The following is a 26,775-nucleotide window of genomic DNA, read 5'->3' as shown; positions in this document are numbered from 1 at the left end:
GCCGGTGGACTCGCTCGCGAACTGTCTGTAAACCTTGTCCCGTGACTACTCCCCCTCGTGAACGAGGGGGCTTCTCGCTAACCCTTCCGGGCGTCGCGGCGGGCCAGCCCGGCCCGCAGGACGTTGAGAGCCCCTACTGTGTCGGCGTGCGCGCGGTGGCCGCAGYTGACGCAGTGGAACYTYTCYTGKGTGGGCCGGTTCTCCGCCGAGACGTGCCCGCATCCGGGGCAGGTCCGGGAAGTGTTGCGGGGGTCCACGGCGATGACTTCCCGTCCGGCGCTCTCAGCCTTGGCGTGCAGGATCGTCAGGAACACCCCCCATCCGGCGTCGGCAATCGAGCGGTTGAGCCCGGCTTTCGCGGCGGCCCCGTTGGGCAGGAATACGCCGGGCTGATCGGGGTCTGGTTTCGGCGCGGGCGACCGGGTCATGTTGCGGATCCTGAGGTCTTCGTGCGCTATCAGGTCGTGCGCGCGGACCAGGGCGAGGGCGTTCTTATGGGCGTGGTCGAGGCGCTGGCGTCGTACCTTGCGATGCAGGGCGGCGACCTTGGCCACGGCCTTGCGGCGCCGGTTGCTGCGGTGCTTGCACCGACTGAGCGCCTGTTGCGCGGTTTCGAGCTTCGCCGCGGCCTTGCGACCGTGACGCGGGTTGGGCACGAAGGCGCCGTTCGAGTCGGCGAGGAAGTTCGCTATGCCCAGGTCGATGCCGACCGCGCTGCCGGTCGCGGGCAGTGGTTCGGGCTGCTCCTGCTCGGCGGTCAGCACCACGTACCAGCGCTTGCCCTCGCGTTTTACCGAGACGGTCTTGACTTCGCCGATCACGGGCCGGTGCTGCTTGACCTTGACGTGGCCGATGCCTTGGACGCGCACGCGGGTGGTCGGGTCGTGCGGCGTGGAGTCCCAGCGGCAGCCGTCCCCGTCCTTGGGGAACTCCACCGTGTCGAACCAGTTCACCCCGCGAAAACGCGGATACCCGGGCGTATCACCGGACTTGACCCGGCGGAAGAACGCCGCGAACGCCCTGTCAAGACGGCGCAAGGTGGCCTGCTGCGAGCTGAACGACCAGCGTCCCTGCCGCTCCGGGTCGAACGCCCGGATCTCCTTGAGCTGCGCGGACTGCTGCCCGTACCCGATGCTCGTCTTCGATACGTGCCGATAGGCGTCGCGGCGCTCCTGCAACGCCCCGTTGTAGAGGGAGCAGTGATCCCGCAGCATCTCGGACAGTGCCTGTGCCTGGCCAACGGTGGGCCGCATGAGGAACTTGTACGCACGGATCACCCGGCCCGCCCCCCTCCGGTCAATGCGATCAAGCTAGTACACGCCACTGACAACGCAGCGGCCTACGGCGCTCCGCGCCGCCGGGCCAAGGATGCGTTTCCCTCCCGGGCTGAAGCCGGGGAAACCCACGCAAGGAGAGAGATGGGCGAGCGAAGCGATCATCAGGGGCCGGGTGCGGCGGCGGATTCCGGTGACTCCGGCGCGCAGGAGATCGAGGCGACAGTGGTGCTCGGTATCCGGATCACGGACTGGGACGCGTTGCGGGCAGCCGCGCGCGCTGCCGTGGCGGAGTTGGACTTCACCGGGGTGGACCCGGCCGGGCAGCGTGAGGCGCTGCTGCGAGAAGTGTCCGAGGACCCGAACGCGGCACTCGGCGCGCTGCTGCACCCGGACCGGCTGGTGGCCGCGATTCCCGGGGTGGAGGCACTGGGCGGCACGCTGGAGATCGCGCTGACCGACGACTTCGCGCCGGACTTCGCCGAGCTGTTCCCGCTCGACCTGGACGAGGAGGAGGGCGGCGGCACCGGGGACTGGACCCTGACGCCACGGACCGCGTGTCTGCTGCACACCCAGCTGATCACGCTGGCCGACGCCGCGTACGACGACCTGGACGAGCACGAGGGCGACCCGGTCACCGACGAGGAGGAGGCGGACTGGGCCGTGCTGGCCCGGCTGCCCCGCCGGACCTGGAACCTGCACCGGGGCTGGCGCCGTTCGATCGCCCGCACCTTCGACGACCTGGCCGACGACCTGGCGCTCGGCGAGTGGCCGCTGCCGCGCTGCCTGGCCGAGGAACTGGCGCTCCGGCTGGCCCTGGTGGACGCCCGGGAGTTGCTCGGCGCCCAGCCCCAGGCGGTCGCCGACATGATGGGCGACCTGCCGGTCGACCTGTACGACTACGACTGGGACGGCTGCGCCGACGAGCTGTTCGGGGTGTACGGCCCCGAGGAGCAGGGCGACCCCGACCTGGACGCGGCCGACCGGACCGACCAACTGCTGGCCGCCACCCACCCGGAGGGCTGGTTCCTCACCTACGAGGACGCCGAGGAGCGCGAGTCGGGCCGGGGCTACCGGCGCTGATCTGGGCAGCTGTCAGGGCACGGCCGGGCTGCTGGCATCCTGGTGTGGTGACCACGTCTCCTTTCACCGCTCCCAGCACCCCGGCCGCCTCCGACCCGCGCGACGAGCAGCCGCAGTACGTGCTGCCGCTGCTGGTCCGGCTGGAGAAGGCCGAACCCCCGGCCCGTACCGACGCGTTGGAGACCTCGGCGCGGGCGGTGCTCACGCTGCTCGCCGACCCCCGGGTGACCGAGCCCGAGGGGGAGTGGGCGGAGCGGGTGGCCGCCTGGGAGGACGCCCGGATCCGCAAGGTGGTCCGGCGGGCCCGGGGTGGTGAGTGGCGCAAGGCCAACGAGCTGCCCGGGATCACGGTCACCGGGGCGTCCGCCGAGGTCCGGGTCTTCCCGCCGGTCCCGCTGGACGGTTGGCCGAAGGAGCTGGCCAAGCTCCAGGTCTCCGGTACCGACCTGGACGACCCCGCAGAGCCTGGCCCGGTCGAGCCGGGGGTGCCGGTGCTCTGGCTGAACCCGGAGCTGGAGATGAGCGCGGGCAAGACCATGGCGCAGACCGGCCACGCCGCCCAGCTCGCCTGGTGGCGGCTGGACGACGCGCAGCGCAAGGAGTGGGCCGAGACGGGCTTCCGGCTCGCGGTCCGGACCGCCGCCAAGGAGGACTGGGCCGAACTGACGGCGGGTCACCTGCCGGTGGTCCGCGACGCGGGCTTCACCGAGATCGCCCCCGGGCTAACTGTTGCACTCGAAGGCGGCACGCGCTACTGCCCCACCCCACGCCTACGACGCCCGTGAACGCAGCCCTCTGACCCCAACACGGCAACGTAGCAGGTGAGGTGTGCGCGCGTTCCGGCAGTCGCGTGCCTCAGACAGGTAGGTGGGGACGGCGCTCCCTCTACCGGGCAGGGCGGGAGGGCGCCCCGGGAGAGCGCCCGGGACGCCGGGGCGACATGGGCAGACCTCGCCCAGCCGATGGGGGTCGCCAGCCGGCAGGCCGCCGAGACCCGCTACCAGCGCCTGCGACCCACCCCCGCCGACACCCGCCGGACGCCGGCCACCGGCGTCGAGCGGGTGAAGGCCGTCCGCGACCGCCGCGCGGCCGAGCGCACCGTCACCGCCTGGGCCCGCGACAACGCTGCCGACCTGCGCATCCTCGCTGCTCAGATCGCCGCCCTCACCGACCTGGCCCCCGCCGCCCGCCCCGGCCTGGCCGCCCTGCGCACCGCGCTCGCCTCGACCGATCCCGCCGAACTCATCGGCCCCCTGGCCCCCATGCGCTCCTACATCGAGGCCGGCCACCCTCATCTCGGCACCCAACTCGACACGCTCAACCAGCACACGGACCAGCTCCGCGATGACAGCAACCACCGCCGCACCTGACACCACGACGCCGGGTACCGTCGTGCCGGACGAGGGTGCCCGGGAGCGATGGGAGCGATGGGAGCGGCTGCAGGGTCAGCTCGTGCAGGTCGGGCTGCGGATGCGGCGTGAATCGGGTGCGGCGATCGCCGCGCTGGACGCCCGCCTCGCCCGGCTGGACGGCCTTCGCCAGGAGCTCGCCTGCCTCGCCGACCTGATCAGGAGCGAGCCCCTTCCTCGTGAAGGCGCCGGGAGTCCTGGCCGAGGGGCTTGCTGACGGCGGCTACGGGGACACGGACCGCTCCCCGAAGCGGACGTGGGGCTGGAGTGCTCGGCGCAGGGCGGGGAGGTCGGTGAGGGTGGCCTGTTCGGCGAAGCGGGCCAGGAGCCGGCGCAGGGCGCGCTCGTCTCGGTCGTGGACGGCCTCCGCGAGGGCGGTCAGCAGGGATGCCTGCGTGTGGGGGACGGGTGTGCGAGCCGTCGCCACGTTCTGCGCGTCTTCCATGGTCACCCGTCTGCTCGTTGTCCCTGGTCGGCCGGGGCGTGGGTTGCTTCTATGTGCGGGCCGCAGGCTACCTCCCCTTCGAACACCGAAAAATCTATGCCGAGCAGAGTAGACATTGCTGCGGGGTGTGGTTAGTGTTTCTCTCGTAGCAAGCAGTCGGAATGGCCCGCCAGGCACGAACTGGCGGGAGCAGTAAGAAAGTTCGCAAGTCTCGGTGCGGTTGTGGAGTCCTGAAGCCAGGGTTGGTGCAGTACGGCGACAGGGCTGGCGGCCGGGCCGGGTGGCCCGCAGTGATCAGGGGCCACCACCAGGCGGTACCGCAGCAAGTACAGATGCAGGACGCGCCGAGCAGGTGGGCGCGAGGCGGTGACGCAAAAGAGCGGTGCGGCAGCAGAGCCTCGAAGCCAACGCAGATGCAGTACGGCGACGGGACTGGCGGCCGGGCCGGGTGGCCCGCAGTGATCAGGGGCCACCACCAGGCGGTACCGCAGTAGTTGCAGTACAGCAGTTGAAGTTGGGTCGCAGTCACCGGTGGTTGAGGTGTGCGAGGTCTGAGCAAAGGCGCCGGCTGCGGGCGCGCGTGCTGGACGGTCCGGGCAGTGGGGTTCTAAGCCAAGCAGGTTGAGCAGGGCAGGCGACGGGGCTGGCTGCCGGACAGGTGGTGGGCCTTCACGGACACCGCAGCGGTACCAATGCAGTTCGCGGTACCAAGCAGTACAGGTGTGAATCACGTAGTACCCGCAGGTGCAGTGCCAGCAGTTCGCAAGATGTTCAGTGCTGTAGAGGAAGAGACGGAGGGCGCTAGCGCCATCAGGATCGCCCGGTTGTTGTTGTCCGGGCGGACACCGCAGACCCCTCAAGGTACGAAGGTTGGTGGTTTCCGGTCACGCATTTGCGAGCCCCGCGATCCTCCTCCCCCGAGGAGTTGCGGACACAAGGACCGGCCCAGGGCCGGTAGCCCCCGCCCCCCCCCCCCCCCCTCCCGCGTCCCGGCCCCCATATGAACCCGAATCTCATATGAAGAGGTGCAGTGACCACCATCCACCGCACTACCGGACCTCACGGCCCGGTCGGCCGCTTCGACGATGACGACTACGCCGCCTACACCACGGGCTGCGCCGCCGAGATGACCGGCACCACCCCCGGCTTCCTGCGCGCCCTCGGCGAGCACGGCCTGATCACCCCTGTGCGCTCCGGCGGCGGCCATCGCCGATTCTCCCGTCGCCAGTTGCGGATCGCGATACGCGCCCGCGACCTCGTCGACCAGGGAACTGCCGTCGGCGCCGCCTGCCGCATCATCATCCTCGAAGACCAGCTCGACAGCGCCCGGCGTACCAACGAACAGCTGGGCCGCCCCCGTAGGCAGGCAAGCGGCGGGTGAACCCGCCGGCCATCGCCGTGGCGAAAGCGGCGGCGACCGCTCCGCCCGCGCAACGCCGAGGCCCGCCCGGGCGCGAGCTGCTCCGCTGCGGCCGGGTCTCCGCCGGACCGCACTGGCTCAGACCGGAGAGGCGCGGGCCGCGCCGTATCCCATGCCTGTGCCGAGCGGCGGAACGCCTTCAGTGCCCGGGTGCGCCTGAGCGGCGGAATCGGCCAGGACAGCGTCCCGGCCCTGGAGGGCTCAGTCGGTCAGGTCGGCGACGCGGGCCGGCAGGCGGCGTAGGGCGTGTTCGTCCTGCTCGTGGACGGCTTCGGCCGGGGCGGCCGGCGGGGAAGCCTGGGCGCAGGGGAAGCGTGCGTGCGAGCGGCCGCCGTGCCGGGGGCCTCCTGCGATTTCACCCGTCTGCTCGTTCTTGCCTGGTCCGGGAGGTGGCGCAACTCCTGCATGCGGTCCGCAAGGGTAGCTGCCCTTCGAACAAGGCAAAATCTGTGCTGCCCGGAGTAGACATTGGCGCGGGGTGTGGTTAGTGTTTCTCTCGTAGCAAGCAGTCAGCAGGGCCCGCCAGACACGAACTGGCGGTAGAGGTGAAGAAGTCTCGGTGCGGGCGCGGAGTTCCGGAGCCAGGTTTGGTGCAGTACGGCGACGGCACTGGCAACCGCACCCGGGTGGCCCGCAGTGATCAGGGGCAACCAGCAGGCGTACCGCGTAGGAAGCAGTTGCGGTACGAGCAGGTGAAGTGGGACCGCAGTCACCAGTTTTCGGGGTGCGTGGGATCTCGGTAAAGGCGCCGTGCTGCGGGCGCGCGTACCGGGAGGTCCGGCAGTGGGGTTCCAAGCCACGAAGGTTGAGCAGGGCAGGCGACGGGGCTGACTGTCGGCAGGTGGGCCGGTTCGGACACCACAGCAGTACGCAGTACCGATGTGAATCGCAGTACCAGCAGTTGTCAGTGATGTTGAGGATGAAACGGAGGGCGCAAGCGCCATCAGGATTGCCCGGCCCGTGAGATGAGCAGTTCTCGTCCGGGCGGACACCGCAGACCCCACGTGATGAAGGTTGGTGGTTTCCGGTCACGCATACGCGATCCCCGCACGCTCCATCCGATGGGGCAGTGCGGACCCAAGGACCGGCCCAGGGCCGGTAGATGGTGTGTTGTTCCCCTTCGGGGCCCCGGAGCCGCAATGGCGCCGGGGCCCCTCCACGCGTCCCCGGAAACCGGATTCGAAGAGGTGCAGTGACCACGACCATCAACCGACCCACCACCCCCGACGCCGTCAGCTCGTTCGATGACGACGACTACCCCGCCTACACCATGGGCCGCGCCGCCGAGATGACCGGCACCACCGCCGGCTTCCTGCGCACCCTGGGCGAGCACGGCCTGATCACCCCGCTGCGCTCAGAGGGCGGCCACCGCCGTTTCTCCCGCTACCAGCTGCGGATCGCGATGCGCGCCCGCGATCTCGTCGACGAGGGCACCGCCGTCGACGCCGCCTGCCGCATCATCATCCTCGAAGACCAGCTCGAAGAAGCCCTGCGCATCAACGAACAGCTCCGCGAAGGCCGCCCGGCCGGGCAGTCTCCCGACGCCGACACCTGACCCTGCGGCTCGCCCGGCCGTGAGCGGTCCGCGGTGAGCAGCAGGCACTCACCGCCAGGCACACCGGCCGCAGGCCCGCCGCGGTCCACCGTCACCGCCGCTCACCAGCGCGCCCGCGGTCACGAGGACCGCTGCGGGGCCGCCTGCGGCAGCCCGGCCTGCCGACCCCTGGGGTTCACACCGGGGGCCGTCCTTCCGCTACGGTTCTGCCCGGGTACATGACGCGTGCCCCCCCCCCCCCCCCCCCCGCGCGCCCACCGGCGGGCCGCCGTCCCATGAGGGCCGGATCGCTCGGGCTCCCGCCGAGCGCCCAACGGTGCCAATCTGCCCGACCCTCTGTACCTGACCGCCCGATCCAGCTGTCGGTATCACGAGGAGCTCAGTGCACGGCGCTGACAGCCCACGGCCGCCTTCCCTTGACCCGAGCGCCTGCGCTGGCATGAAGACGGGGTCAGACCCGGGGCGCTGAGACGGCCCGGGCGCCGGGCACCAGCGGCAGGGTTCGTTACTGCCAGGCCCCAGCCGCCACCTTGGTCTACCGGGCGAGGAAGACGGTTACCGTCTTTCCGCCGAACAGCCGGGGGGTCACCGTGGTGGTGCAGGCGAGGCTGTTGACCATGGGCCAGCCGAAGCCGCCGGCGCTGCCGTTCAGGTCGGGTGTGCGCATGCGCGGCGCCTGCGGGCTGGGGTCGTGGACGGCTACCTCGATGCTGTCTGTCCGGGTTGGCTTCGCACTGGTGCTCTCGCGTGCTCCCGCGACGCAGGCGGTGGAGCGGGCGGTGGCGACGTTGACGCTCATCGTGTCCATCAGGTTCACCCTGGTTTCTGGATCGTCGTGGCCCGGTCTACCCGGCTGATGTGCCCAGCCCTGCGCCCCTCAACCCAGGCACGGCTGTTTGACCGCCAAGAGGCGGAAACCATGTCGGCTGAGACAGATCCCGGGCAGCCGGCGGGTACGAGGCAGCGAGCGGAGTACACGCGGTCGCACTGCGCAGGCCGGTCAGACAGTGGCGGGGCCCGACGACGGATGCCTCTCTGGTGACGGGCCGCTTCGGCGGGAGCACCGGGGGCGTGCTGCCCCCGGGTCCGAGGGCGGTGTGTTCCTATGCGGTGAGCAGGCCGATGGCGTGGCCGTCGTGGTCGATGACCGGCCATGCGTCGAGGCCGCGGGCGCGCATGGCGGCGACGGCGGTTGCTGCGGGCATGTCGGCGGTGGCAAACGGGGCGCGGTCGTGGAGGATGTCGCGGACCGGGGTGCGTTCGGTGTACCAGGAGCGGGCCTGGAACGGGGCGAGGTGCAGGCGGGTCAGCAGGCCGGCGCAGCGGCCGTCCTCGTCGCGGACCAGGAGGTGGTTCGCGCCGGAGCTGAGCAGGATGTCCATGGCCGTGTCGGCCGTGGCGTCATCGCTGATCTGCAGCTCGGTGTGGTTCATGAGGTCGCCGACCGTGGCTGTGGCGGTGGTGGTCGGGCGTTCGAGGGTGATGCTCACAGGCGGGTTCCTTCGTGTCGGTCCCGCCGGTGACGGCGGCGTCCCGGGCCGCGGGTGGCGGCCCGGGACATCAGGCAGGGGAGTGCGGCAGTGCCAGGGCGTGGGTACGGTCGCCCAGGTGGTGGCGCTTTCCTCGGAGATGTGGGTGTGCCCCGCTCCGCGTGGAGCGGGGCACACCCGTCCGACTATGCGGCGAGGGCGACGGGTGCTGCCTGACGGCTGGTCACGGTCTGCGGGTGGCGGCCGGTGGAGGGGCGGCGACGGTTGCGGTTGCGGCTCGTGGACGCGCTGCGGCTCGCCCGCTCGACGACGGGGACAACGATCACTGTCGGGATGCCGGTGGGCACCCGGGCACCGGTGATGCGCGCCAGTTCCTCGTCGGTGGAGTGCACCCGGGTGGATTCGGGGGTGATGGCGGCCGTGGTCATCATGCGGGCCATCTCGCGGCGCTGGTTGGGCAGCACCAGGGTGACGACGGTGCCGGACTCGCCCGCGCGGGCGGTGCGGCCGGCCCGGTGCAGGTAGTCCTTGTGGTCGCTCGGCGGAGCCAGGTTGACGACCAGGTCGAGCCCGTCGACGTGGATGCCGCGGGCGGCGACGTTGGTGGCGATCAGCGCGGTCACCGCTCCGTTGCGGAACTGCTCCAGGGTGCGGGTGCGCTCCGGTTGGGACTTGCCGCCGTGCAGGGCGGCGGCCTTCACCCCGTTCGCGAGCAGGTCCTGCACCAGGCGGTCCGCGCCGTGCTTGGTGTCGATGAACATGATCACCCCGCCGTCGCGGGAGGCGATGTGGGCGATCGTGGCGTTCTTGTCGCTGTTCTGCACGTGCAGCAGGTGGTGCTCCATCGTGCTGACCGCGCCTGCCGACGGGTCCACCGAGTGCGTGACCGGGTCCTTGAGGAAGGTGCGCACCAGCCGGTCGACGTTGCGGTCCAGGGTGGCGGAGAACAGCATGGTCTGGCAGCCCTCGGCGACCTGCTGGAGGAGCTCGGTTACCTGCGGCAGGAAGCCCATGTCGGCCATCTGGTCGGCCTCGTCCAGGACGGTCACGGCGACGCCGTCCAGTTGGCAGTCGCCGCGCTGGATCAGGTCCTTGAGCCGGCCGGGGGTGGCGACGATGATCTCCGCGCCGCGGTTGAGTGCCTGGGCCTGGCGGCCGATCGACATCCCGCCGACCAGGGTTGCCATCCGCAGGCGCACGGCGTGGGCGTAGGGGGTGAGGGCGTCGGTGACCTGCTGCGCGAGCTCCCGGGTGGGGACCAGGATCAGAGCCAGCGGGCGGCGGGGTTCGGCCTTCTGCCCGGCGGTGCGGGCCAGTACGGCGAGGCCGAAGGCGATGGTCTTGCCGGAGCCGGTGCGGCCCCGGCCGAGGACATCGCGGCCGGCCAGCGAGTTGGGCAGCGTCGCGGCCTGGATCGGGAACGGCGTGGTGACGCCCTGCCGGGTCAGCACCGACAGCAGCGCCGCCGGCATGTCCAGCTCCTCGAAGGACTCGACGGGCGGCAGCGCCGGGGTGGTGCTCACCGGCATCGCGAACTCGCCCTGCGGGCCTGAGCCCTGACGACTGCTCCGGCCGCCGGACGGCCGGTCGCCGTAGAAGGAACTGCCGCCGGAACGGGAGGAGCCGGAGGAGCGCGACCCCGAGCCGGTGCCGCCACCGGAGCGGGTGGACGAGGCGGAGCGGGAGTTGGCGTTCTGGTACGAGGAGCGACTGGAGCGGTTCATGCGGGAGACCTTCCTCAGGGCGGCACGTCACGAGGAAGGCTCCGCAGCGCGAGGCGCCGGCGGAGCCCGCGGGGAGACGGGCCGAAAAGTATGACGGGGTGGGGCGTGGACGGTAGAACCGTGCGGCACGTCACCTGCGGTCGGCGCTCACCGCAAAGGGGCGGGAGCGCAGAACCTCGAACCGTGAGATGTCACGGCAGGGCGCCGATCCGGACGCGGCGCTGTGCGACTCGCGTGGGGGACGGCTGCCGGTGGCGGAGCCAAGGGGGCCTCAACGGCCAGGGTGGAGCGTGGAGCAATGCCGAGAGGCCCGCACCGGGCATGTACGCGGTGCGGGCCCCTTGCTGCTAGGCGGGTGCCGTGGCAGAAAAACTACAGCGGACGAATGTTCTCGGCCTGCGGGCCCTTCTGGCCCTGCGTGACGTCGAACTCGACCTTCTGGCCCTCGAGCAGCTCACGGAAGCCGTTGGCGTTGATGTTCGAGTAGTGGGCGAACACGTCAGGACCGCCACCCTCCTGCTCGATGAAGCCGAAGCCCTTTTCCGCGTTGAACCACTTCACAGTGCCATTAGCCATAAAGAAATCTCCTTCAAGGGGCTGTCCGGAACCCGCACAGTGCGAGCTCCGAGTCGCCGCGATGAGCACCCACCCGGGAAAAGAGCCGGGAAACAAAAAATGCGCCTGCGATACATCAGCAGGCGCACACAAAGTTCATGGGAACCACTACTGCAACTGAGGAGACAGTAGCAGGGCGCGGCTCCCAGTGGTGGGAAATTTTGCCCCGGAGACACTTGAGCCCTGCCCCGAGGGCAGGGCACTCGTTGCCCGCAAAGCGCGAAGTAGTAATCCTGGCAAGGTAGTTGATGCTTCTGATGTCCACTCCGACTGTCGGGGTCGAGGGGGAGAGGCGCGGTGCGAGCGGCGCAGCCTCAGCGTCGCCCTGCGCACGCGCAGACCGTCGGCCCCGAGCCGGAAAGGGTAAAGACGCTCGCCATCTCGGGGCTGGCGGAATTCAGGCTTCCTCGCGGGGTCAATTTGTGCTTTTCGCTGCATACTGAAGGGGATGACGAAATCAGTAGTCCGGCGCCACCTGCCCACCAGTCCCTTCAAAGTCCGTGCCGAAGCACCGCGCAAGCGGTTCGCGGTAGGGGACCGGGTCTCGCACGACCGGTACGGCCTCGGCCGGGCCATCAGTGTCGAGGCAGACAGTGACATCGCGGTCCTCGTCGACTTCGGGTCACAGCAGAGGCGGATCACGCAGCCGTATGCCGCACTGTTCAAGCTCTGACGAGACCGCCCTCTGAGCCCCACGGTCTCGTTCTCGACGGGTGCTCAGCGCTGCTGCCACCGACGATGAAGATCGGCGATCTCGCCCTCCAGGTGAGCCAGGAGAGCCTGAGTATCCGCAGGCACGTCCCGGCCAAGCCTCTGTGCCACCTCGCGGTGCAGTTGCAGCGAATCGCCCTGCCCGTCGGCGACAAGCACGGACAGGAGCGGCTCGCCGGCCGCCGTCGGCTGGTCCACCAAGGCCAGGACCTGGATCTTCTGCAGATGGCTGAGGGTGGGCAGCAGCTTGTGCCCGGTCCGCTCGTGCAGGGCGCCCCACGAGGTGGTCCGCTGCTCGCGAGCGCTCTTCTTGAGCGCGCCCCGGACGGCGTTGGCCACGCCCGCCAAGGGGCTGCTCTTCGCGGCGTTCCACCACGCCTGGTCGGCGGGGCCAGCCCCCCGGGCCGACTGCGGCGAGGCCGGCAGGGGGTCGCAGGCGAGGCTTTCGTCCGTGAGGGGAGGGGCTTTCGGTCCGATGGGAACCTCCGGGCACACGGTGGCGCTGTCCGAACCGGTGCTGCCCTGAGCGCCGACCTCGATGAGCTGCTTGTCCATCCTTGCCCTCTTCGTGCTGTACTACCGCTGACCGGGATCATTGTGCACGCCGGCCGCCGGTCCGTTCCTCGCGCACCGTTCCGCCTTGGAACGGGGCGTCCGGCCGGGACGCCGAGTGCGGGGTGCGGGGTGGGTGTCGCGTCCGCGACGGCTGTGTCCTAACCTGTCCGTCATGTCGAACCCTGACGGGCTGCTCGTCGACATCGCCGCGATGGTGGAGTCCGAGCACAGCAACCAGATGTCCTTGACCGTGGTGGTCCCCGGAGCGGTGATCACCGGCAGGCTCGCGCCGGTGGCCCTGTGGCTGGAGCGAGTGGCGGAAGTCCTCGAAGCCTCGGACCACTTGAAGCCGTTCGCCGCCCTCTTCACCCGACCCACCGAGGGCGCGCCCGCGCGGCCCACCCATCTACACCTGCACCGGGCGCAGATCCTGCAGGGGGACTTCGGGCTGCCCCACACCGGTGGCATGTACCGCATCGCCATCGAGGACATCAGCAGCTGGACGATCGGAGACCTGAGCTACTCCGCAACCTGACACAGACCCTGCGGTCGCCAACGGAACCCAGGCGGTCAGCGTCACCTGCCGACGCATGACGATGGCCAAGCCGCAGTAGCTTGCTGCGGGTTGGCCACACCTGTGCGCAGATGTACACGGCTGTTGGCTCGGTATGGGCTGGCGCAATCCGGGGCCCTATGTCTGCGCGGTACCTTCGGCACCCTGGTGTCGGCTGCGGACTCCTGACCAGCCGTACCCCAGCCAGGACCAGCCATTCCGGTCGGCGCCCGTCGCGATTCACGTGCGGCCGGTCAATTCCACCCACGCCGCCCCGGCCGGTTCGCCGGAGGCGTCCGACTCAGCGAGCAGGCGGGCCGCCGCCGGTGCCTCGGTAGACGACCCGCCTGCCTACTACTCATACGGTGACGCTGGTCAGAGCCTGGCGTGCGCGCCGGGTGGTGCGTTCGGCACGGCTCTTGAGCCGCAGTGCGCGCGCGAGGCGATGCCTTTCGGCTTCCCGCAGACGGTTGTCGATGGTTGCCCGCGCGGTCTCAAAGTGGAAGGTCATGTCATCCCCAGTCGAAGGGCGACCCGCCGGCATCACCGCGACACCAGCCCCTCGAGTCACCCACTGTGCTTCAGATTCTACCCATGGGGGCGATGCCATTCCTTGCATTTTACGATCTGTTCAAGAAGTTGCCTTCCGATCGAAGGTAGAGGGTGTCGGTTGAGTGATGCGCTGAGCGACGTCCTCTGAGTGCTCGATGCTGGGGAGGCCGGTAACTTCGGGTCCATGAAGGCTGACGTGGCGCCAACGCCTCCCGCGGCGCACGCCGCGCCGGAGAAGACCTCGCCGAACAGGCCCGCCAGACCCACCAGGCCCTCCTCGACCACGGCCGCCAGACCCTCGCCACCGGCCAGCTCCTGCGCATCGCCCTCGACGGCAGTGGCGCCCAGCTCGTCAACGCCGGCCACCCCCGGCCGTTACGCCTGCGCGACGGAGTGGTGGAGAACTCCGCCCCCCGCGAACCTGCCCTTCGGCGTTCACGGCCAGGGCCCCTACCGCGTCCAGGATCTTGACCTGCGCCCCGGCGACCGCCTCCTGCTGCACACCGACGGCATGCAGGAACGCCAAGTGGAAAGGGTCGACCTGTCTCGGCTCATCCTCGACACCTCCACCAACCACCCCCGCGAGGTCGTCAGCGCCCTGGTCGACGCCGTCACCATCGCCTGCGGAGGCAACGTCAGAGACGACGCCACCGTCCTGTGCCTGGACTGGCACGGCCCCCAAGCCGATACCACCCGGCCAGGACCTGACGACACACGACGTCCCCGCTCGTGAGGTCCTTGATCTTTTGTGCGACCGGCTCGGCCTGGAGATCGCGACCGGTGCGGTTGGGGTGCAGGGCCCCGGGACAGGGAGATCGCCCCCGGGAGTCAGGCCGCGACGAGCTCGTTCTCGCGGGCCGGTGTCTTGACCTTGGGCTTCTTGTTCGGCAGCGAGAGCCGGAAGACCTTGTGCCACGCGGAGAACACCTGCTTGGGCAGCGGCCCGGTGACGTACTCCAGCTCGTACTTCTCGAACAGCGCACGCACCTTCACCGCGACTTCGGCGTACCGGTTGCTCGGCAGGTCCGGGAACAGGTGATGCTCGATCTGGTGGGACAGGTTGCCCGTCATGAAGTGCATGGCCCTGCTGCCGCTGATGTTCGCCGAGCCCATCATCTGGCGCAGGTACCACTGGCCGCGCGTCTCGCCCTTGACCGACTGGCGTTCGAAGACCTGTACGCCCTCGGGGAAGTGCCCGCACATGATCACCGAGTGGGTCCAGATGTTGCGGACCAGGTTCGCGGTGAACGTGGCGGCGAGCGTGGTGAGGAACGACGGGCCCGACAGCAGCGGGTGGATCACGTAGTCCTTGAGCACCTGCTTGCGGATCTTGCGGCCCACGGCCTTGGCCCGCGCGCGGAACTCCGGGTTCCTGCGGCGGCGCTTCTGCAGGTTCTTGGCAAGCTCCAGGTCGTACGCTGCGATGCCGTACTCGAAGAAGCAGGCGTTGATGAAGTTCCACAGCGGCTGGCCGAGGTGGAACGGGTGCCACTTCTGGTCCTCGTCGACGCGCATGATGCCGTAGCCGAGGTCGTTGTCCTTGCCGATCACGTTGGTGTACGTGTGGTGCAGCTCGTTGTGCGAGTGCTTCCACTGCTCGGCCGGCGAGACGTGATCCCACTCCCAGGTGGTGGAGTGGATCTTCGGGTCCCGCATCCAGTCCCACTGGCCGTGCAGGACGTTGTGGCCGATCTCCATGTTGTCCATGATCTTCGCCACGGACAGGCCGGCGGTGCCGAGCAGCCACGCGGGCGGGAAGATCGAGAACAGCAGCACGCCCCTGCTGGCCAGCTCGAGCTTGCGCTGCGCCGAGATGACCTTGCGGATGTAGGCGGCGTCCTTCTCGCCGCGGTCGGCGATCACCTCGTCGCGGATCGCGTCCAGCTCGCGGCCGAGCTCCTCGATCTGCTCCGCAGTCAGGTGGGCGGTGGGGTCGATGGCGGTCAAGGCGCTCCTACCGTTCGATGTCGCAGGGGCCCGCCGCGGCGGACACGCAGGTCTGGATGAGGACGCCCGGCTCGGCCTCGGTGATCTCGCCGGTGCGCAGGTCGCGGACGGCGCCCGCCTTGAGCGGCGTGACGCAGCCGAAGCAGATGCCCATGCGGCATCCGGAGGGCATGAGCACGCCGGCCTCCTCGCCGATGTCCAGCAACGGCGTGGCGCCGTCCGCGTCGACGGTCTTGCCGGTGGCGCTGAACGTGACCTCGCCGCCGTCGCCGGCGACGACGATGCGGGGGCGGAAGCGTTCGGTGTGCAGACGCTCCTGGACGCCGTGCTCGGTCCAGTGCTCCTCTGCGGCGTCGAGCAGGCCGCCGGGCCCGCAGGCCCAGGTCTCGCGCTCGGCCCAGTCGGGCACGAGTTCGCCGAGACGGGCGATGTCGAGCCTGCCGTCCGAGTCGGTGTGCACCTCGGTGAGGCGCAGCTTCTTGTCCGCGACCAGGCCGTGCAGTTCGTTGCGGAAGATCACGTCTTGCGGCTGCGGCGCGCAGTGGACCATGACGACGTCGTCGAACTCGATGTCGCGCAGCATGCCCATCACGGGCGTGATGCCGCTGCCGGCCGTCAGGTAGAGCACCTTGGCGGGCTTGGCATGCGGCAGCACGAAGTCACCGGTCGGCTGGTCGAGCTGGATCAGCGCGCCCGGTGTCGCCCGGTGGACGAGATGATTGCTGACCTTGCCGTCCGGGATCGCCTTCACGGTGATCGTGATGCGGCCGTCCTGACGGTCTGTCGGTGAGGTGATGGAGTAGGCACGCCACAGGCGCCTCCCGTCGACGTCGACCCCGATCCGCACGTACTGACCGGCCGTGTGGCCGCGCCAGCCCCGTCCCGGCCTGATCACGACGGTCGCGGCGTCACCCGTCTCGGGATGCACGGCCTCGATGCGCCCACGCAGGTCGGCGCCCGCACGCAGCGGGCTGACCAGGTCGAGGTAGTCCGACGGCAGCAGCGGCGTCGTGACCATCTCCAGCAGTTTCCACGCCCTGCTGCGGAGGGCTGCACTCGTCATGACTCCAGCTTGCTGCGCCTCAGGGCGTAAAGTCCTGACCGTAGGACGTAAATCTGATCGGCAGAATTGTTCGCAGGGAACAAGAACGTGAGCCATGCAATCCGGAGGGCCGGCGAGCTGGTCCTGGACGAGACGACGGTCACCGTGCTTCGGGCCGCGCTGACGGCCACCGCCGACGAGGTCGTCGAGGCGGTCATCGCCGAGGTCCCTCCCTACGCCAACGCCCTTTCGGGCCGCATGGGCGGCACCATCCGCCAAGCTGTCCGCACCGCCCTGGGGCACTACCTGGACCTCGCGAGCGGGAACGCCACGGGTGGCGACGCCGGTGACGCAGCCTACGAGCTGGGCCGCGGCGAGGTGCGCGACGGCCGTTCGATGGACGCCCTGCTCAGCGCCTACCGCGTCGGCGCCCGCGTGGCCTGGCGATGCCTGGCAGCGGGTGCCGTACCAGCAGGTCTGCCCGCCGCCGGGGTCGCCAAGTTCGCCGAGCTGACCTTCGCCTACATCGACGAGCTCTCCGCCGCGAGCGCCGCGGGCCACGCCGACGAACTGGCCGCCCGGGGCAGGGCTCACGAGCGCCACCTGGAACACCTGGCCCGCGACCTCCTCGCCGGCGCGAGCCCGGACGTGCTGCTGGCCTCGGTGCAACGGGCCGGGTGGCAGCCCCCGGTTTCGCTGACCGCGGTCCTGCTGCCCGCCGCCCAGGCCCGGCCTGCCTACCGCGCGCTCGACCCGGGCACCCTCGTCCTCGACGATCTGCCGGACGCCACCGGTGTGCTGCTCGTCCCCGATGCCGACCGGCCACGCCTCCTGCGGCAGCTGACCGACCGCACCGCCGTGGTCGGCCCGGCCCGGCCATGGACTCGTGCGTCCGCCTCGTACGCACGAGCCGTCCGCGCGCGCTCCCTCTCCGCCGAGATTCGCGACACCGAGGACCACCTGCCCGAGCTGGTGCTGAGCGCCGACATGGACGCGTTCGCAGACCTGCGTACCCGAGCCCTCGCGCCGTTGCGGACCGTGCCTGCGGCGACCGCACGGCGGCTGGAGGAGACGTTGCGGGAGTGGCTGCTGCACCAGGGCAGGCGGGACGAGGTGGCGGCGGCGTTGTTCGTCCATCCTCAGACCGTCCGGTACCGGATGTCGCAGCTGCGGGAGCTGTTTCCGGATCTCGCCTCGCCACACCGGGTCCTTGAACTGACCCTGGCGGTGGGTCTTCGGGGCAGCTGACGCGCACTTCGACCGTCCCCGTCAGACGTCCTTGCGGCTGAGGGACCGCCAGCCGCCGTACAGGGCCAGGGCGGCCCAGGCCGCCATGATCAGCAGGCCGGTCCAGTGGCCGAACCAGACGTCCGGGTCGGCTTCCAGCCGGAAGGCGTACTGGCCGGCCCGGTCCGGCAGGAACTGGGCGACGGCGCGCACTCCCGGGATGGCGGCCAGCATGACGGTGCCGAGGAAGACCATCGGGGCGAGCAGACCCATTGCGGCGGTGAGGTTGCGCAGCATCGCGGTGACGCCGAGGCAGAACAGCACCAGCAGTGGGCAGTACAGCACTCCGACGACGATGCTGCGGACCATGCCGGGGGCACCGAAGTCGACACCGATCACGTCGTCCACCGCGAGCAGGCTCCCGGCCGTGCCGACCAGGCCGACCAGCAGACCGACGCCGGTCCCGAGCAGGAGTTTGCCGCCGTACAGCAGGCCCCGCCGGGGGACGGCGGTGAGCGAGCTGCGGACGGTGCCGGAGTTGTACTCCTGGCCGAGCAGCAGGACGCCGAAGCAGGCGAGCGGCACCTGACCGAAGTTGAAGCCGTAGTAGATCCCGATGGTCGGGTCCTCGGTCAGCGACGGGTCGATGTCCCCGTAGGCCAGGTGGACGGCCAGCGTGAGGCCGACGCTGAGCAGTACGGACAGCAGCGGGGTGAACCACTGCGAGCGCAGGGTGGTGAACTTGGTCCACTCGGAGCGGAGCACGGTCACGGTGGTCATGCCGCCACCGCCCGGTACTCCACGCTGTCCGCCGTCATCCGCATGAAAGCCTCCTCCAGAGAGTCCTGTTGAGCCGCGATCTCGTACAGCACCACCCGGTGCTCCGCGGCGAGCCGGGCGAACTCCTCGCCGGTCACGCCGGTGACCTCCCAGGCGCCGCCGTCCACCGGTTCGGCGGTCAGCTCCGAACCGGTCAGCAGTCGGCTGAGCTTGTCCGGGTCCACCGCCCTGACCCGCAGGCGCGGGCGGCCGTGCTCGGCGATGAAGTCCGCCGTACTCGCGTCCGCCAGCAGCCGGCCCCGGCCGATCACCACCAGGTGATCCGCCGTCAGGGCCATCTCGGACATCAGGTGCGAGGAGACCAGCACCGCCCGCCCCTCGGCGGCCAGGCCGCGCAGCAGGGTCCTGATCCACCGGATGCCCTCGGGGTCGAGGCCGTTCACCGGCTCGTCGAGCAGCAGCACCGGCGGGTCGCCGAGCAGCGCCGCCGCCACCCCGAGCCGCTGGCGCATCCCGAGCGAGAAGCCCTTCACCCGCCTGCGGGCCACCTCGGCCAGGCCGACCTGGGCCAGCACCTCCGCCACCCGGCGGTCCGGGATGCCGTTGCTGCGAGCCAGGCAGAGCAGGTGGCCCCGGGCGGTCCGGCCGCCGTGCACGGCGTGGGCGTCCAGCAGCGCGCCCACCTGCCGCAGCGGGTCGGCCAGTTCGGCGTACGGCGTGCCGTTGACCAGGGCCTGGCCGGCGGTCGGCCGGTCCAGTCCGAGGATCATCCGCATGGTGGTGGTCTTGCCCGCCCCGTTCGGGCCGAGGAAGCCGGTGACGGTGCCTGGGCGTACCTCGAAGCTGAGCCCGTCCACCGCCCGGGTCTCCCCGTAGCTCTTGCTGAGGTCCTGTACTCGGATCACGGCTTCCTCCCGGTGTGCTTGCTGACGTGATCCATTCCAGCCGGGCCGGGCGTCCGGGGGATCCCGCCCGGGAGTGGACGGGCTCCCTCCTGAGAGGGAGTCGGTGGTCGGCGGTGAGCTGGCACGATGGCGGGATGTCCAAGATCTTTGCGCCACTGTTCGCCGCGGCCACCTACGCCAGGTGGCTGCACCTGCTGATCGGCGTGGTCTTCGTCGGGGTGGTGCTGCTGGTCTACCCGGGCACCGAGGGTGTCGGCCTGCGGCGGATCCTGACGGCCAGTGTGCTGCTGGACTCCGCACTGCTGACGCTCTTCGCCCTGGTGCCCGCCACCCGCAGGGCCGAGGGTGTGCAGGCCCGGCTGCTGCTGATGCCCGACCGGGAGGAGCTGATCGGGGTCACCGCCTCGACCGGCTGGGCCGACCGGCGGCGGACGGCGGGCTGGCTGATCGGCCGGGTCGCGCTCGGCACGGTGGTCGGCTTCACCACCGTGCACACCCTGACCGCTCTCTGGTCGCTGGGTGTCGAGCCGTTCCACGGTCGGGCTCCCGTGCTGTTCGGGTGGCAACTTCCCTCCGGGGGGCCGCTGCTGGCCTACCCGCTGGTCCTCCCCGTACTGGCGTTCGTGCTGGGCTGGTTCGGCGTGCTGGCCGGTCGGCTGCAACTGGCCATGGCGGTACGGCTGTTGGGTGCCTCGCCGAGTGAGCGGCTGGCCGAGGCGGAGCTGCGGGCCGAACGCCTACTGGAACGCAACCGGCTGGCCAGGGAGCTGCACGACTCGATCGGCCACGCGCTGACGGTCACCGTGCTGCAGGCCGGGGCGGCCCGGGAGGTGGCCGATCCGGCCTTCGTGGCCAAGGCGTTGGAGGTGATCGAGGAGACCGGCCGGCGGGCGATGGACGATCTGGAACGGACCCTGGTGCTGCTCCGGGACACCCCCGAGGCGACCGCCGTGGAGCAGCCGGGTGTGGAGCAGCTGCCGGGCCTGTTCGAGACCGCCCGGGCGGCGGGCCACGCCGTCGAGGCCACGGTGGAGATCCCGGTCGGCTCGCTGCCCGGGGTGCTGTCCCGGGAGACGTACCGGATCGTCCAGGAGGCGGTGACCAACGCGCTCAAGCACGCGCCCGGCGCTCCCCTCGTGGCCCGGATCGCCGTCCGGGACGGTCAGTTGGAGCTCTGCTGCGCCAACGGGAGTGCTGACGGGGGTGGTTCGCGTCGGGGCGGTGGCAAGGGCGTGCGCGGCATCCGGGAGCGGGCCGCGCTGCTGGGCGGCGAGGCGACCGCTGGTTGGCAGGGAGAGGACTGGGTGCTCACCGTCCGGCTGCCACTACGGTTGGGCTCATGATCGACATCCTGCTGGTGGACGACGAGGAGCTGGTCCGGGCCGGGCTGCGGGCCGTGCTGGAGGCGCAGGGCGACCTGCGGGTGGTGGGCGAGGCGGCGGACGGTGCGGAGGCGATGACGCTGGCCCGTACGCTGCGGCCGGACGTGGTGCTGATGGACGTCAGGATGCCCGAGGTGGACGGCCTGACCGCGACCAAGGCGATCCTGGCGGCCAGCGCCGACCCGCCGAAGATCCTGGTGGTCACCACCTTCGAGAACGACGACTACGTCTACGAGGCACTGCGGGCGGGCGCCGACGGCTTCCTGCTCAAGCGCTCCCGCCCGGCCGAGATCGCGCACGCGGTGCGGCTGGTCGCGGCGGGGGAGTCGCTGCTGTTCCCGGCCGCGATCCGGCGGCTGGCCGCCGAGCGGGCGAACCGGCCCGCCGAGCAGGCGATGGCCAGGGCCGGGCTGACGGAGCGTGAGGCGGAGGTGCTGCGGCTGGTGGCCCAGGGGCTTTCCAACGGCGAGATCGCCGAGCAGCTCTTCCTCGGCGTCCAGACGGTGAAGACCCACGTCAGCAGCGTGCTCGGGAAGCTCGGCGCGCGGGACCGGACCCAGGCGGTGATCGCGGCGTACGAGTCAGGGTTCGTACCTCGTTGACGCGCGCGGGCTGCCGGGTTTTCCGCTGATCAGCTGTTACTTCTTGTCCGTATGAGACGCCATACCGTAGTGCTGAGCTGTTTGGCCGTGCTGTCGGCCGGTCTCGGTTCGCTCGCGCTGACCGGGCCGCCGGCCGTGGTCGCGCCGGACGCGCTGGCCAGCTCGCAGCTGGTGCAGCTGCGGAACCAGTCGGTGCCCGCGATCGGTCTCGACGCCTTCTCCGGGACGTACGGGGAGGCCGACAGCACCGCGATCGGCGACACCGACAGCGGTGACTTCAGCGACCCGGACGGGGTGCTGAACCTGGTCACCATCGCGACCCAGGTGGTGCGGACCGACGCGGCGGACTCCAAGTACTACGGGCAGGCCCAGCTCACCGATCTGGTGGTGCACTTCCGGACCAAGCAGCTGGTCGAGCTCCGGTCGACCGGTGGCAGTGGGGTGGCGGCGCTCGACTCGTACGCGGAGTGCGTGCCGCCGCCGATCGGTCCGTTCGCGCTGGCGTACAACCGGACCAACGGTGGCCAGATCACCGTGCTCGGCCAGGTGGTGCCGGTCGGCACCACGACGCTGGCGATCACCGGGGCCGACCTGGACGTGCCGACCATCGGCGCCAGCACGCTCACCGTGGTGGTGACACCACATCAGGACCCGGTGGCCCAGACCCAGCAGGCGACGGCGGAGGCGTGGCTCGACATCCAGGTCTCCGGCACGCTCAACGACACCGGGGGCAGTCAGGTCTACCAGGGCGAGATCTCGGCGCTGCGGCTGGGCGAGGTGCATGCGCGTTGCGACGCCGCTACGCCTACGCCTACGCCCACGCCAACTCCGACGCCGACCCCCACCCCGACGCCAACTCCGACGCCGACCCCCACCCCGACGCCGACTCCGACGCCGACTCCTACGCCGAGCCCGAGCCCGAGCGTGACCCCGACGGAGAGCGTGGCGCCGAGTCCGTCCCCGAGCGGCACGTCGCCCGCCCCGGTCCCGCCGCCGGACGGCGGTAGCGGTGGCGGTGGTGGTGGCCTGCCCGAGACCGGCGGACCGGGTTGGGGCGGGCCGCTGGCAGCGGTCCTGCTCGCCGGTACGGGCGTCGTGCTGGTACTGGCCGGTCGCCGCCTGCGGCGCTGACGCTGGGTCAGGTCAGGTCAGGTCAGGTCGACGGCGGCCCAGACCAGGCTGCCCGGTGCGAGGTCGAGTTCGGCGGCGGCGGCCGGGGTCAGGTCGGCGGCCATCGGCAGCGGACCGGTCAGGTCGACCCGGACCTGGTCGCCGTGCAGGTCGAGTCCGGCCACCTCCAGCTGCCAGACGTTGCGGGCGCTGGAGTCGGGCCGGGTGCGGTGCAACGTGACGGCGGCGGGCGGGAAGGCCACGAAGGCGGGGCCGGTCAGGTCCTCGGTGGTGGTGAGCGCCGGGCCGCCGTCCGGGAGGGTGACGGTGTGTCCGGTGGCGGTGCCCTGGTAGAGGTTGAGGCCGACCAGCCGGGCGATGTAGTCGGTGCGCGGGTGCCGGGCGATCTCGGCCGGGGTGCCGGACTGGACCTCGCGGCCGTCCTCGATCACCACCAGCCGGTCGGCGAGCACCATGGCGTCCAGCGGGTCGTGCGTGACCAGCACCGCGACCGCCTCGAACTCGCGGAGGTGGCGCCGGAGTTGGGATCGGACGTCCAGTCGGGTGCGGGCGTCCAGCGCGGCGAGCGGCTCGTCCAGCAGCAGCAGCCGGGGGTGCACGGCGAGCGCGCGGGCCAGCGCGACCCGCTGGGCCTGGCCGCCGGAGAGCGCGCCGGGCCGGGCCTGGGCGTGCTCGGCCAGGCCCATCCGCTTCAGCCAGGGCAGCGCGGCCTCCCGCGAGGCGCGCCGGCCCAGGCCCCGGCAGCGCGGCCCGAAAGCGACGTTGTCCAGGGCGGACAGGTGCGGGAAGAGCAGGTAGTCCTGGAACACCACGCCGACCGGCCGTCCCTCGGCGGGCGTGTGCACGCCCGTACCGGGGTCCTCGAGGGTGACGCCGTCGAGCCGGAGGTGACCGTCTGTCAGCGGGAGCAGCCCGGCCAGCGCCCGGAGGGCGGTGGACTTGCCCGCGCCGTTCGGGCCGAGCAGGGCGATCACCTCGCCGGGTGCGGCCCGCAGTTCGAGGTCGAGCCGGAAGCCCGAGCGGGTGGCGTGGCCGGTACGTTCGACCACCAGGCGGGCATCGAGCGAGCTGCTCATCGGGGCGCTCCGGGTGTGTGCGTGATCACGGGCCGGACATCCACCGGCCGCGCAGGCCGGCCAGCACGGTGATGGAGACCGCGAGCAGCACCAGGCTGAGCGCGATCGCCGCCTCCGGATCGGACTCCATCGCCAGGTAGACCGCCAGCGGCATGGTCTGGGTCTGGCCAGGGAAGTTGCCCGCGAAGGTGATGGTGGCGCCGAACTCGCCCAGTGCGCGGGCCCAGGCGAGTACCGAGCCGGCCGCGATGCCCGGGGCGATCAGCGGCAGGGTGACCCGGCGGAACGCGGTCAGCCGGGAGGCGCCGAGGGTGGCGGCTGCCTCCTCGTACCGGGGATCGGCGGCCCGCAGGGCGCCCTCGACGCTGATCACCAGGAACGGCATCGCGACGAACGCCTCGGCCAGCACCACCCCCGAGGTGTGGAACGGCAGGGTGATCCCGAAGGCCGAGTCCAGCCACCGCCCGGCGATGCCGTTGCGGCCGAGCATCAGCAGCAGGGCCACTCCGCCGACCACCGGCGGCAGCACCAGCGGCAGGGTGACCAGTGCCCGGACCAGCCGGCGCCCGGGGAACTCCGTTCTGGCCAGCAGCCAGGCCAGCGGCACCCCGAGCACCAGCGACAGCGCGGTGGCCGCCGTCGCGCAGACCAGCGAGAGCCGCAGCGCCTCCCAGACCTCGGGGCTGGTGAGCTGCGCGGGCAGATCACTCCACGGGGCCCGGATCAGCAGCCCGACCAGCGGCAGCACCAGGAAGGCGAGGCCGAGCAGGGCGGGCAGCAGGAGCGCGAACGGCGCCCGCCGGTGCGCGGGCCGTGCGGGTGTCACGGCGTCTGGAAGCCCGCCGCGGTGAGCACCCGGCGGGCGTCGGCGGACTGGATGTAGGCGGCGAAGGCGGCGGCACCGTCTGCGTTGGGAGCCTTGGTCAGCGCGGCGATCGGGTAGTCGTTGACGGCCTTGGCGGCCTCGGGGAAGTCCACGCCGTCGATCTTCGCAGCATCGGCGATCACATCGGTCTTGTACACGAGCGAGGCGTCCACCTCGCCGAGCTCGACCTTGGTCAGCGCGCCCTTGACGTCCTGCTCCAGGGTGACCGGGGTGAGGTTGACCTCGCCCGCCTTGAGCGCGGTGACGGCGGCGGCGCCGCACGGCACCTCCTTGGCGCAGAGCGCGACCTTGAGCCCGGCGCCCGCCAGGTCCTTGAGTGCGGCGATGTGCTTGGGGTTGCCCTTGGGCACCGCGATGGTGAGGGAGTTGCGGACGAAGACCTTGGAGTCGGCCGCCGCCTTGGCGTCGGTGACGGTCTTCATGGTCGCCGGACTGGCCGCCGCGAACACGTCGGCAGGGGCGCCCGAGACGATGCTCTGGGCCAGTGCGGAGCTGCCGCCGAAGTTGAACTTCACGGTGACGCCCGGGTAGGCGGTCTCGAACTTCTTGCCCAGCTCGGTGAAGCTCTCCTTCAGCGAGGCGGCGGCGAAGACGGTGACCGTGCCGGAGAGCTTGGGGGCACCGGAGACCGAGGGGGACGCGGAGGGGGAGTCGGAGCTGCTGCACGCGGTCAGCCCGGCGGCCAGCGCGAGTGCGGTGGCGGCGAGGGCGGTGCGGCGGACGGTGATGGACATGCGGGTGGTCCCCTCTTACTTCCGGTGAGGCGATCATAGTGCCGCACGTACGGGCAGAAAATCCCCTGTCTCATCGCACGGGCCAGGGTGAAGGCTGGAACAGGCCAGCATGTGCGAAGCGACCAACGGGACATTCCGGCCCTTCTGTGCTGACGAGGGGTCAGCTAGCTTGGTGGGACACGTACGAGTCTTCAGTGACCAGGGGGTTCTCTTGCCGACCACTCAGATACCGGGCCCGGCCGGTGTGCCGCTGCTGGGCTCGATGCTCGACCTGAAGCGCGACCCGCTGGGCACCTACCTGAGTGCCCAGCGGGAGTACGGCGACGTGGTGCGGTTCACCGCCGGGCCGCCCGGGCTGCGGGTGGAGCTCTTCGGCATCTACTCGCCGGAGGGGGCGCAGCAGGTGCTGGCCACCCAGGCGGCCAACTTCCGCAAGGAGAACACCTTCTACGAGGAGATCCGGCAGAGCTTCGGCAACGGCCTGCTGACCTCCCAGGACGCCGACTACCAGCGCCAGCGCCGGCTGATCCAGCCGCTCTTCACCCGCCGTCGGGTGGACGGCTACGCCGAGGCGATCGCGGCCGAGACCGAGCTGATGGTCGAGCGCTGGGCTGCCGAGCCGAGCGGCACGGTGGACGCGGTGGACGAGATGTCCCGGTACGCGCTGCGCGCGGTGGCCCGGATCCTGTTCGGCGCCGACCTGGAGGCCGCGCTGGACTCGGTCCGGCTGCACTTCCCGGTGATCAACCACTACGTCACCGCCCGTGGCTTCCAGCCCAAGCGCATCCCGCGCAGCTGGCCGACGCCGACCAACAAGCAGGCGGCCGCCGCCGAGCAGGCCCTGTTCGCGGTCTGCGACACCATCATCGCGTCGCGCGGCACGGCCGCTGCCCAGGCCGAGGACCTGCTCGGCCTGCTGGCCGCCGCCCGGGACGAGGACGGCGCGCAGCTGGACCCGACCGAGCTGCGCGAGCAGGTGCTGATCTTCCTGCTGGCCGGCCACGAGACCACCGCCACCTCGCTGACCTTCGCCCTGCACCTGCTCGGCCACCACCCCGAGGTGCAGCGCCGGGTCCGCGAGGAGCTGGACGCGGTGTTCGCCGACGGGCACCGGCCGACCGCCGCCGACTACAACGAGCTGCCGTACCTGACCATGGTGCTCAAGGAGGCGATGCGGCTCTACCCGGCCGCGCCGGTGATCGGCCGCCTCGCGGTCGCGGAGAGCGTGATCGGCGACACCGTGATCCCGGCCGGGGCCAACGTGATGGTCGCCCCGTACGTGGTGCACCGGCACGCCGCGCACTGGAAGGACCCGGAGAGCTTCGACCCCGAGCGCTTCGCCCCGGAGGCGGAGGCCGCCCGGCACCGGTACGCCTGGTTCCCGTTCGGCGGTGGGCCGCGGGCCTGCATCGGTCAGCACTTCTCGATGCTGGAGTCGGTGCTCGGCCTGGCCGGTGTGCTGCGGGCCTTCGAGGTGGAGGCGCTGGACGCCCGCGAGGTGCCGCTGACCCACGGCATCACGCTGGAGGCGGCCGGTCCGGTCCGGATCAGGCTGACCCGCCGTTAGCCGCTGAACGGGGTGGCCCCACTCCGGGGGGGTGCGGCTTCACGGTGCAGGACGACCCGGTCGGGGTGACTCGGCCGGGCTGTCCGCATGTGGTCATGAGGGGCGGTCAG

Annotated in this window: 28 protein-coding genes and 1 pseudogene; 14 read left to right on the top strand and 15 right to left on the bottom strand. The window is 71.0% G+C overall.

Annotated features, from left to right (window positions below; genetic code table 11):
* Window positions 1-77 precede the first annotated feature (77 nt).
* Window positions 78-1,277, bottom strand: coding sequence for an RNA-guided endonuclease InsQ/TnpB family protein (locus tag ACXJMZ_RS20570; RefSeq protein ID WP_457031518.1), 1,200 nt, complete (start codon window positions 1,275-1,277; stop codon window positions 78-80).
* Between the two features lie 141 nt (window positions 1,278-1,418).
* Between ACXJMZ_RS20570 and ACXJMZ_RS20565 the strand changes: the two genes are divergently transcribed.
* The 4 genes from ACXJMZ_RS20565 to ACXJMZ_RS20550 all read left to right on the top strand — a co-directional run bounded on the left by ACXJMZ_RS20565 (window position 1,419) and on the right by ACXJMZ_RS20550 (window position 3,983).
* Window positions 1,419-2,357 carry a hypothetical protein gene (locus ACXJMZ_RS20565; protein ID WP_457031517.1) on the top strand — a complete coding sequence of 313 codons (939 nt, stop codon included), beginning with the start codon at window positions 1,419-1,421 and terminating at the stop codon, window positions 2,355-2,357.
* Window positions 2,358-2,401: 44 nt separating this feature from the next.
* Window positions 2,402-3,142, top strand: a complete 741-nt coding sequence (locus ACXJMZ_RS20560) for a peptidyl-tRNA hydrolase (RefSeq protein WP_457031516.1) — start codon at window positions 2,402-2,404, stop codon at window positions 3,140-3,142.
* Between the two features lie 177 nt (window positions 3,143-3,319).
* Window positions 3,320-3,727, top strand: coding sequence for a hypothetical protein (locus ACXJMZ_RS20555; protein WP_457031515.1), 408 nt, complete (start codon window positions 3,320-3,322; stop codon window positions 3,725-3,727).
* Window positions 3,702-3,983 (top strand): hypothetical protein, encoded by a 282-nt coding sequence (locus ACXJMZ_RS20550; RefSeq protein ID WP_457031514.1) that lies wholly within the window; start codon window positions 3,702-3,704, stop codon window positions 3,981-3,983. Before ACXJMZ_RS20555 ends, ACXJMZ_RS20550 begins: the two co-directional genes overlap by 26 nt.
* A gap of 6 nt (window positions 3,984-3,989) precedes the next feature.
* Here ACXJMZ_RS20550 and ACXJMZ_RS20545 read toward each other — a convergent pair whose 3' ends face one another.
* Window positions 3,990-4,217: a hypothetical protein gene (locus tag ACXJMZ_RS20545; RefSeq protein WP_457031513.1), complete on the bottom strand. Its 228-nt coding sequence runs from the start codon at window positions 4,215-4,217 to the stop codon at window positions 3,990-3,992.
* 1,033 nt (window positions 4,218-5,250) lie between these two features.
* On the opposite strand from ACXJMZ_RS20545, the gene ACXJMZ_RS20540 reads away from it, so the two are divergent.
* Window positions 5,251-5,592, top strand: coding sequence for a MerR family transcriptional regulator (locus ACXJMZ_RS20540; RefSeq protein WP_457031591.1), 342 nt, complete (start codon window positions 5,251-5,253; stop codon window positions 5,590-5,592).
* 1,309 nt (window positions 5,593-6,901) lie between these two features.
* Window positions 6,902-7,186: a helix-turn-helix domain-containing protein gene (locus ACXJMZ_RS20535; RefSeq protein WP_457031590.1), complete on the top strand. Its 285-nt coding sequence runs from the start codon at window positions 6,902-6,904 to the stop codon at window positions 7,184-7,186.
* A gap of 535 nt (window positions 7,187-7,721) precedes the next feature.
* Here ACXJMZ_RS20535 and ACXJMZ_RS20530 read toward each other — a convergent pair.
* From ACXJMZ_RS20530 to ACXJMZ_RS20515, 4 genes are all read right to left on the bottom strand, one after another.
* Window positions 7,722-7,994, bottom strand: coding sequence for a hypothetical protein (locus tag ACXJMZ_RS20530; protein ID WP_457031512.1), 273 nt, complete (start codon window positions 7,992-7,994; stop codon window positions 7,722-7,724).
* A gap of 295 nt (window positions 7,995-8,289) precedes the next feature.
* Window positions 8,290-8,676, bottom strand: coding sequence for a CBS domain-containing protein (locus ACXJMZ_RS20525; protein WP_457031511.1), 387 nt, complete (start codon window positions 8,674-8,676; stop codon window positions 8,290-8,292).
* 185 nt (window positions 8,677-8,861) lie between these two features.
* The gene (locus ACXJMZ_RS20520) at window positions 8,862-10,400 is read right to left on the bottom strand and encodes a DEAD/DEAH box helicase (protein WP_457031510.1); all 1,539 of its coding nucleotides are present in this window, start codon (window positions 10,398-10,400) and stop codon (window positions 8,862-8,864) included.
* A gap of 372 nt (window positions 10,401-10,772) precedes the next feature.
* Window positions 10,773-10,976, bottom strand: coding sequence for a cold-shock protein (locus ACXJMZ_RS20515; RefSeq protein WP_030918248.1), 204 nt, complete (start codon window positions 10,974-10,976; stop codon window positions 10,773-10,775).
* A 487-nt stretch (window positions 10,977-11,463) separates the two neighbouring features.
* Between ACXJMZ_RS20515 and ACXJMZ_RS20510 the strand changes: the two genes are divergently transcribed.
* Complete coding sequence (locus ACXJMZ_RS20510; protein WP_457031509.1) at window positions 11,464-11,688, top strand: hypothetical protein; 225 nt, start codon at window positions 11,464-11,466, stop codon at window positions 11,686-11,688.
* A gap of 44 nt (window positions 11,689-11,732) precedes the next feature.
* Here the strand turns inward: ACXJMZ_RS20510 and ACXJMZ_RS20505 are convergent, their stop codons facing one another.
* Window positions 11,733-12,281 (bottom strand): hypothetical protein, encoded by a 549-nt coding sequence (locus ACXJMZ_RS20505; protein WP_457031508.1) that lies wholly within the window; start codon window positions 12,279-12,281, stop codon window positions 11,733-11,735.
* Window positions 12,282-12,453: 172 nt separating this feature from the next.
* On the opposite strand from ACXJMZ_RS20505, the gene ACXJMZ_RS20500 reads away from it, so the two are divergent.
* Entirely contained in the window at window positions 12,454-12,816 is a 363-nt protein-coding gene (locus ACXJMZ_RS20500; RefSeq protein ID WP_405021554.1) for a hypothetical protein, read from the top strand.
* A 376-nt stretch (window positions 12,817-13,192) separates the two neighbouring features.
* On the opposite strand, the gene ACXJMZ_RS20495 is transcribed toward ACXJMZ_RS20500, so the two are convergent.
* Complete coding sequence (locus tag ACXJMZ_RS20495; RefSeq protein ID WP_457031507.1) at window positions 13,193-13,345, bottom strand: hypothetical protein; 153 nt, start codon at window positions 13,343-13,345, stop codon at window positions 13,193-13,195.
* A gap of 245 nt (window positions 13,346-13,590) precedes the next feature.
* On the opposite strand from ACXJMZ_RS20495, the pseudogene ACXJMZ_RS20490 reads away from it, so the two are divergent.
* Window positions 13,591-14,119 (top strand): annotated as a pseudogene (locus ACXJMZ_RS20490) (PP2C family protein-serine/threonine phosphatase); the annotation flags it as partial.
* A 95-nt stretch (window positions 14,120-14,214) separates the two neighbouring features.
* On the opposite strand, the gene ACXJMZ_RS20485 reads toward ACXJMZ_RS20490, so the two are convergent.
* Together ACXJMZ_RS20485 and ACXJMZ_RS20480 are read right to left on the bottom strand one after the other, a co-directional pair.
* Entirely contained in the window at window positions 14,215-15,333 is a 1,119-nt protein-coding gene (locus ACXJMZ_RS20485) for a fatty acid desaturase family protein (RefSeq protein WP_457031506.1), read from the bottom strand.
* Between the two features lie 7 nt (window positions 15,334-15,340).
* Entirely contained in the window at window positions 15,341-16,396 is a 1,056-nt protein-coding gene (locus tag ACXJMZ_RS20480) for a ferredoxin reductase (RefSeq protein ID WP_457031505.1), read from the bottom strand.
* 87 nt (window positions 16,397-16,483) lie between these two features.
* Between ACXJMZ_RS20480 and ACXJMZ_RS20475 the strand changes: the two genes are divergently transcribed.
* A complete protein-coding gene (locus ACXJMZ_RS20475) occupies window positions 16,484-17,623 on the top strand; it encodes a PucR family transcriptional regulator (RefSeq protein ID WP_457031504.1) in 1,140 nt (379 codons plus the stop codon).
* Between the two features lie 21 nt (window positions 17,624-17,644).
* Here ACXJMZ_RS20475 and ACXJMZ_RS20470 read toward each other — a convergent pair whose 3' ends face one another.
* Both ACXJMZ_RS20470 and ACXJMZ_RS20465 read right to left on the bottom strand, forming a co-directional pair.
* Complete coding sequence (locus tag ACXJMZ_RS20470; protein ID WP_457031503.1) at window positions 17,645-18,382, bottom strand: ABC transporter permease; 738 nt, start codon at window positions 18,380-18,382, stop codon at window positions 17,645-17,647.
* On the bottom strand, window positions 18,379-19,287 hold the full coding sequence (locus ACXJMZ_RS20465; RefSeq protein ID WP_457031502.1) for an ABC transporter ATP-binding protein: 909 nt from the start codon (window positions 19,285-19,287) through the stop codon (window positions 18,379-18,381). Before ACXJMZ_RS20465 ends, ACXJMZ_RS20470 begins: the two co-directional genes overlap by 4 nt.
* A gap of 134 nt (window positions 19,288-19,421) precedes the next feature.
* Between ACXJMZ_RS20465 and ACXJMZ_RS20460 the strand changes: the two genes are divergently transcribed.
* From ACXJMZ_RS20460 to ACXJMZ_RS20450, 3 genes are all read left to right on the top strand, one after another.
* Window positions 19,422-20,630: a histidine kinase gene (locus ACXJMZ_RS20460; RefSeq protein ID WP_457031501.1), complete on the top strand. Its 1,209-nt coding sequence runs from the start codon at window positions 19,422-19,424 to the stop codon at window positions 20,628-20,630.
* Window positions 20,627-21,271, top strand: a complete 645-nt coding sequence (locus ACXJMZ_RS20455) for a response regulator (protein WP_457031500.1) — start codon at window positions 20,627-20,629, stop codon at window positions 21,269-21,271. The genes ACXJMZ_RS20460 and ACXJMZ_RS20455 overlap by 4 nt, the downstream gene beginning before the upstream one ends.
* Before the next feature lie 81 nt (window positions 21,272-21,352).
* Window positions 21,353-22,402: a hypothetical protein gene (locus tag ACXJMZ_RS20450; protein WP_457031499.1), complete on the top strand. Its 1,050-nt coding sequence runs from the start codon at window positions 21,353-21,355 to the stop codon at window positions 22,400-22,402.
* 17 nt (window positions 22,403-22,419) lie between these two features.
* Here ACXJMZ_RS20450 and ACXJMZ_RS20445 read toward each other — a convergent pair whose 3' ends face one another.
* Genes ACXJMZ_RS20445 through modA form a run of 3 tightly spaced genes read right to left on the bottom strand, consistent with a single transcriptional unit; the run spans window position 22,420 to window position 25,098 of the window.
* A complete protein-coding gene (locus ACXJMZ_RS20445; RefSeq protein ID WP_457031498.1) occupies window positions 22,420-23,478 on the bottom strand; it encodes an ABC transporter ATP-binding protein in 1,059 nt (352 codons plus the stop codon).
* Window positions 23,479-23,503: 25 nt separating this feature from the next.
* The gene (locus ACXJMZ_RS20440) at window positions 23,504-24,304 is read right to left on the bottom strand and encodes an ABC transporter permease (RefSeq protein ID WP_457031497.1); all 801 of its coding nucleotides are present in this window, start codon (window positions 24,302-24,304) and stop codon (window positions 23,504-23,506) included.
* The gene (gene modA / locus ACXJMZ_RS20435; RefSeq protein WP_457031496.1) at window positions 24,301-25,098 is read right to left on the bottom strand and encodes a molybdate ABC transporter substrate-binding protein; all 798 of its coding nucleotides are present in this window, start codon (window positions 25,096-25,098) and stop codon (window positions 24,301-24,303) included. The genes ACXJMZ_RS20440 and modA overlap by 4 nt, the downstream gene beginning before the upstream one ends.
* Window positions 25,099-25,309: 211 nt before the next feature.
* Here modA and ACXJMZ_RS20430 point away from each other — a divergent pair, with 211 nt between their 5' ends.
* A complete protein-coding gene (locus ACXJMZ_RS20430; protein WP_457031495.1) occupies window positions 25,310-26,665 on the top strand; it encodes a cytochrome P450 in 1,356 nt (451 codons plus the stop codon).
* Window positions 26,666-26,775: the final 110 nt, after the last annotated feature.

It is taken from the genome of Kitasatospora sp. P5_F3, from assembly GCF_054049135.1.
Note: the sequence above shows the minus strand (reverse complement) of the source record. Positions and strands in the feature narration are given on the sequence as shown.

What these genes read in the sequence shown, in the direction of transcription:
- ACXJMZ_RS20565 (WP_457031517.1), top strand. Translation starts at nt 1,419, where the DNA reads ATGGGCGAGCGAAGCGATCATCAGGGGCCGGGTGCGGCGGCGGATTCC.
- ACXJMZ_RS20495 (WP_457031507.1), bottom strand. Translation starts at nt 13,345, where the DNA reads ATGACCTTCCACTTTGAGACCGCGCGGGCAACCATCGACAACCGTCTG.
- ACXJMZ_RS20500 (WP_405021554.1), top strand. Translation starts at nt 12,454, where the DNA reads ATGTCGAACCCTGACGGGCTGCTCGTCGACATCGCCGCGATGGTGGAG.
- ACXJMZ_RS20510 (WP_457031509.1), top strand. Translation starts at nt 11,464, where the DNA reads ATGACGAAATCAGTAGTCCGGCGCCACCTGCCCACCAGTCCCTTCAAA.
- ACXJMZ_RS20555 (WP_457031515.1), top strand. Translation starts at nt 3,320, where the DNA reads ATGGGGGTCGCCAGCCGGCAGGCCGCCGAGACCCGCTACCAGCGCCTG.
- ACXJMZ_RS20480 (WP_457031505.1), bottom strand. Translation starts at nt 16,396, where the DNA reads ATGACGAGTGCAGCCCTCCGCAGCAGGGCGTGGAAACTGCTGGAGATG.
- ACXJMZ_RS20505 (WP_457031508.1), bottom strand. Translation starts at nt 12,281, where the DNA reads ATGGACAAGCAGCTCATCGAGGTCGGCGCTCAGGGCAGCACCGGTTCG.
- ACXJMZ_RS20530 (WP_457031512.1), bottom strand. Translation starts at nt 7,994, where the DNA reads ATGGACACGATGAGCGTCAACGTCGCCACCGCCCGCTCCACCGCCTGC.
- ACXJMZ_RS20445 (WP_457031498.1), bottom strand. Translation starts at nt 23,478, where the DNA reads ATGAGCAGCTCGCTCGATGCCCGCCTGGTGGTCGAACGTACCGGCCAC.
- ACXJMZ_RS20515 (WP_030918248.1), bottom strand. Translation starts at nt 10,976, where the DNA reads ATGGCTAATGGCACTGTGAAGTGGTTCAACGCGGAAAAGGGCTTCGGC.
- ACXJMZ_RS20455 (WP_457031500.1), top strand. Translation starts at nt 20,627, where the DNA reads ATGATCGACATCCTGCTGGTGGACGACGAGGAGCTGGTCCGGGCCGGG.
- modA (WP_457031496.1), bottom strand. Translation starts at nt 25,098, where the DNA reads ATGTCCATCACCGTCCGCCGCACCGCCCTCGCCGCCACCGCACTCGCG.
- ACXJMZ_RS20535 (WP_457031590.1), top strand. Translation starts at nt 6,902, where the DNA reads ATGGGCCGCGCCGCCGAGATGACCGGCACCACCGCCGGCTTCCTGCGC.
- ACXJMZ_RS20520 (WP_457031510.1), bottom strand. Translation starts at nt 10,400, where the DNA reads ATGAACCGCTCCAGTCGCTCCTCGTACCAGAACGCCAACTCCCGCTCC.
- ACXJMZ_RS20470 (WP_457031503.1), bottom strand. Translation starts at nt 18,382, where the DNA reads ATGACCACCGTGACCGTGCTCCGCTCCGAGTGGACCAAGTTCACCACC.
- ACXJMZ_RS20460 (WP_457031501.1), top strand. Translation starts at nt 19,422, where the DNA reads ATGTCCAAGATCTTTGCGCCACTGTTCGCCGCGGCCACCTACGCCAGG.
- ACXJMZ_RS20550 (WP_457031514.1), top strand. Translation starts at nt 3,702, where the DNA reads ATGACAGCAACCACCGCCGCACCTGACACCACGACGCCGGGTACCGTC.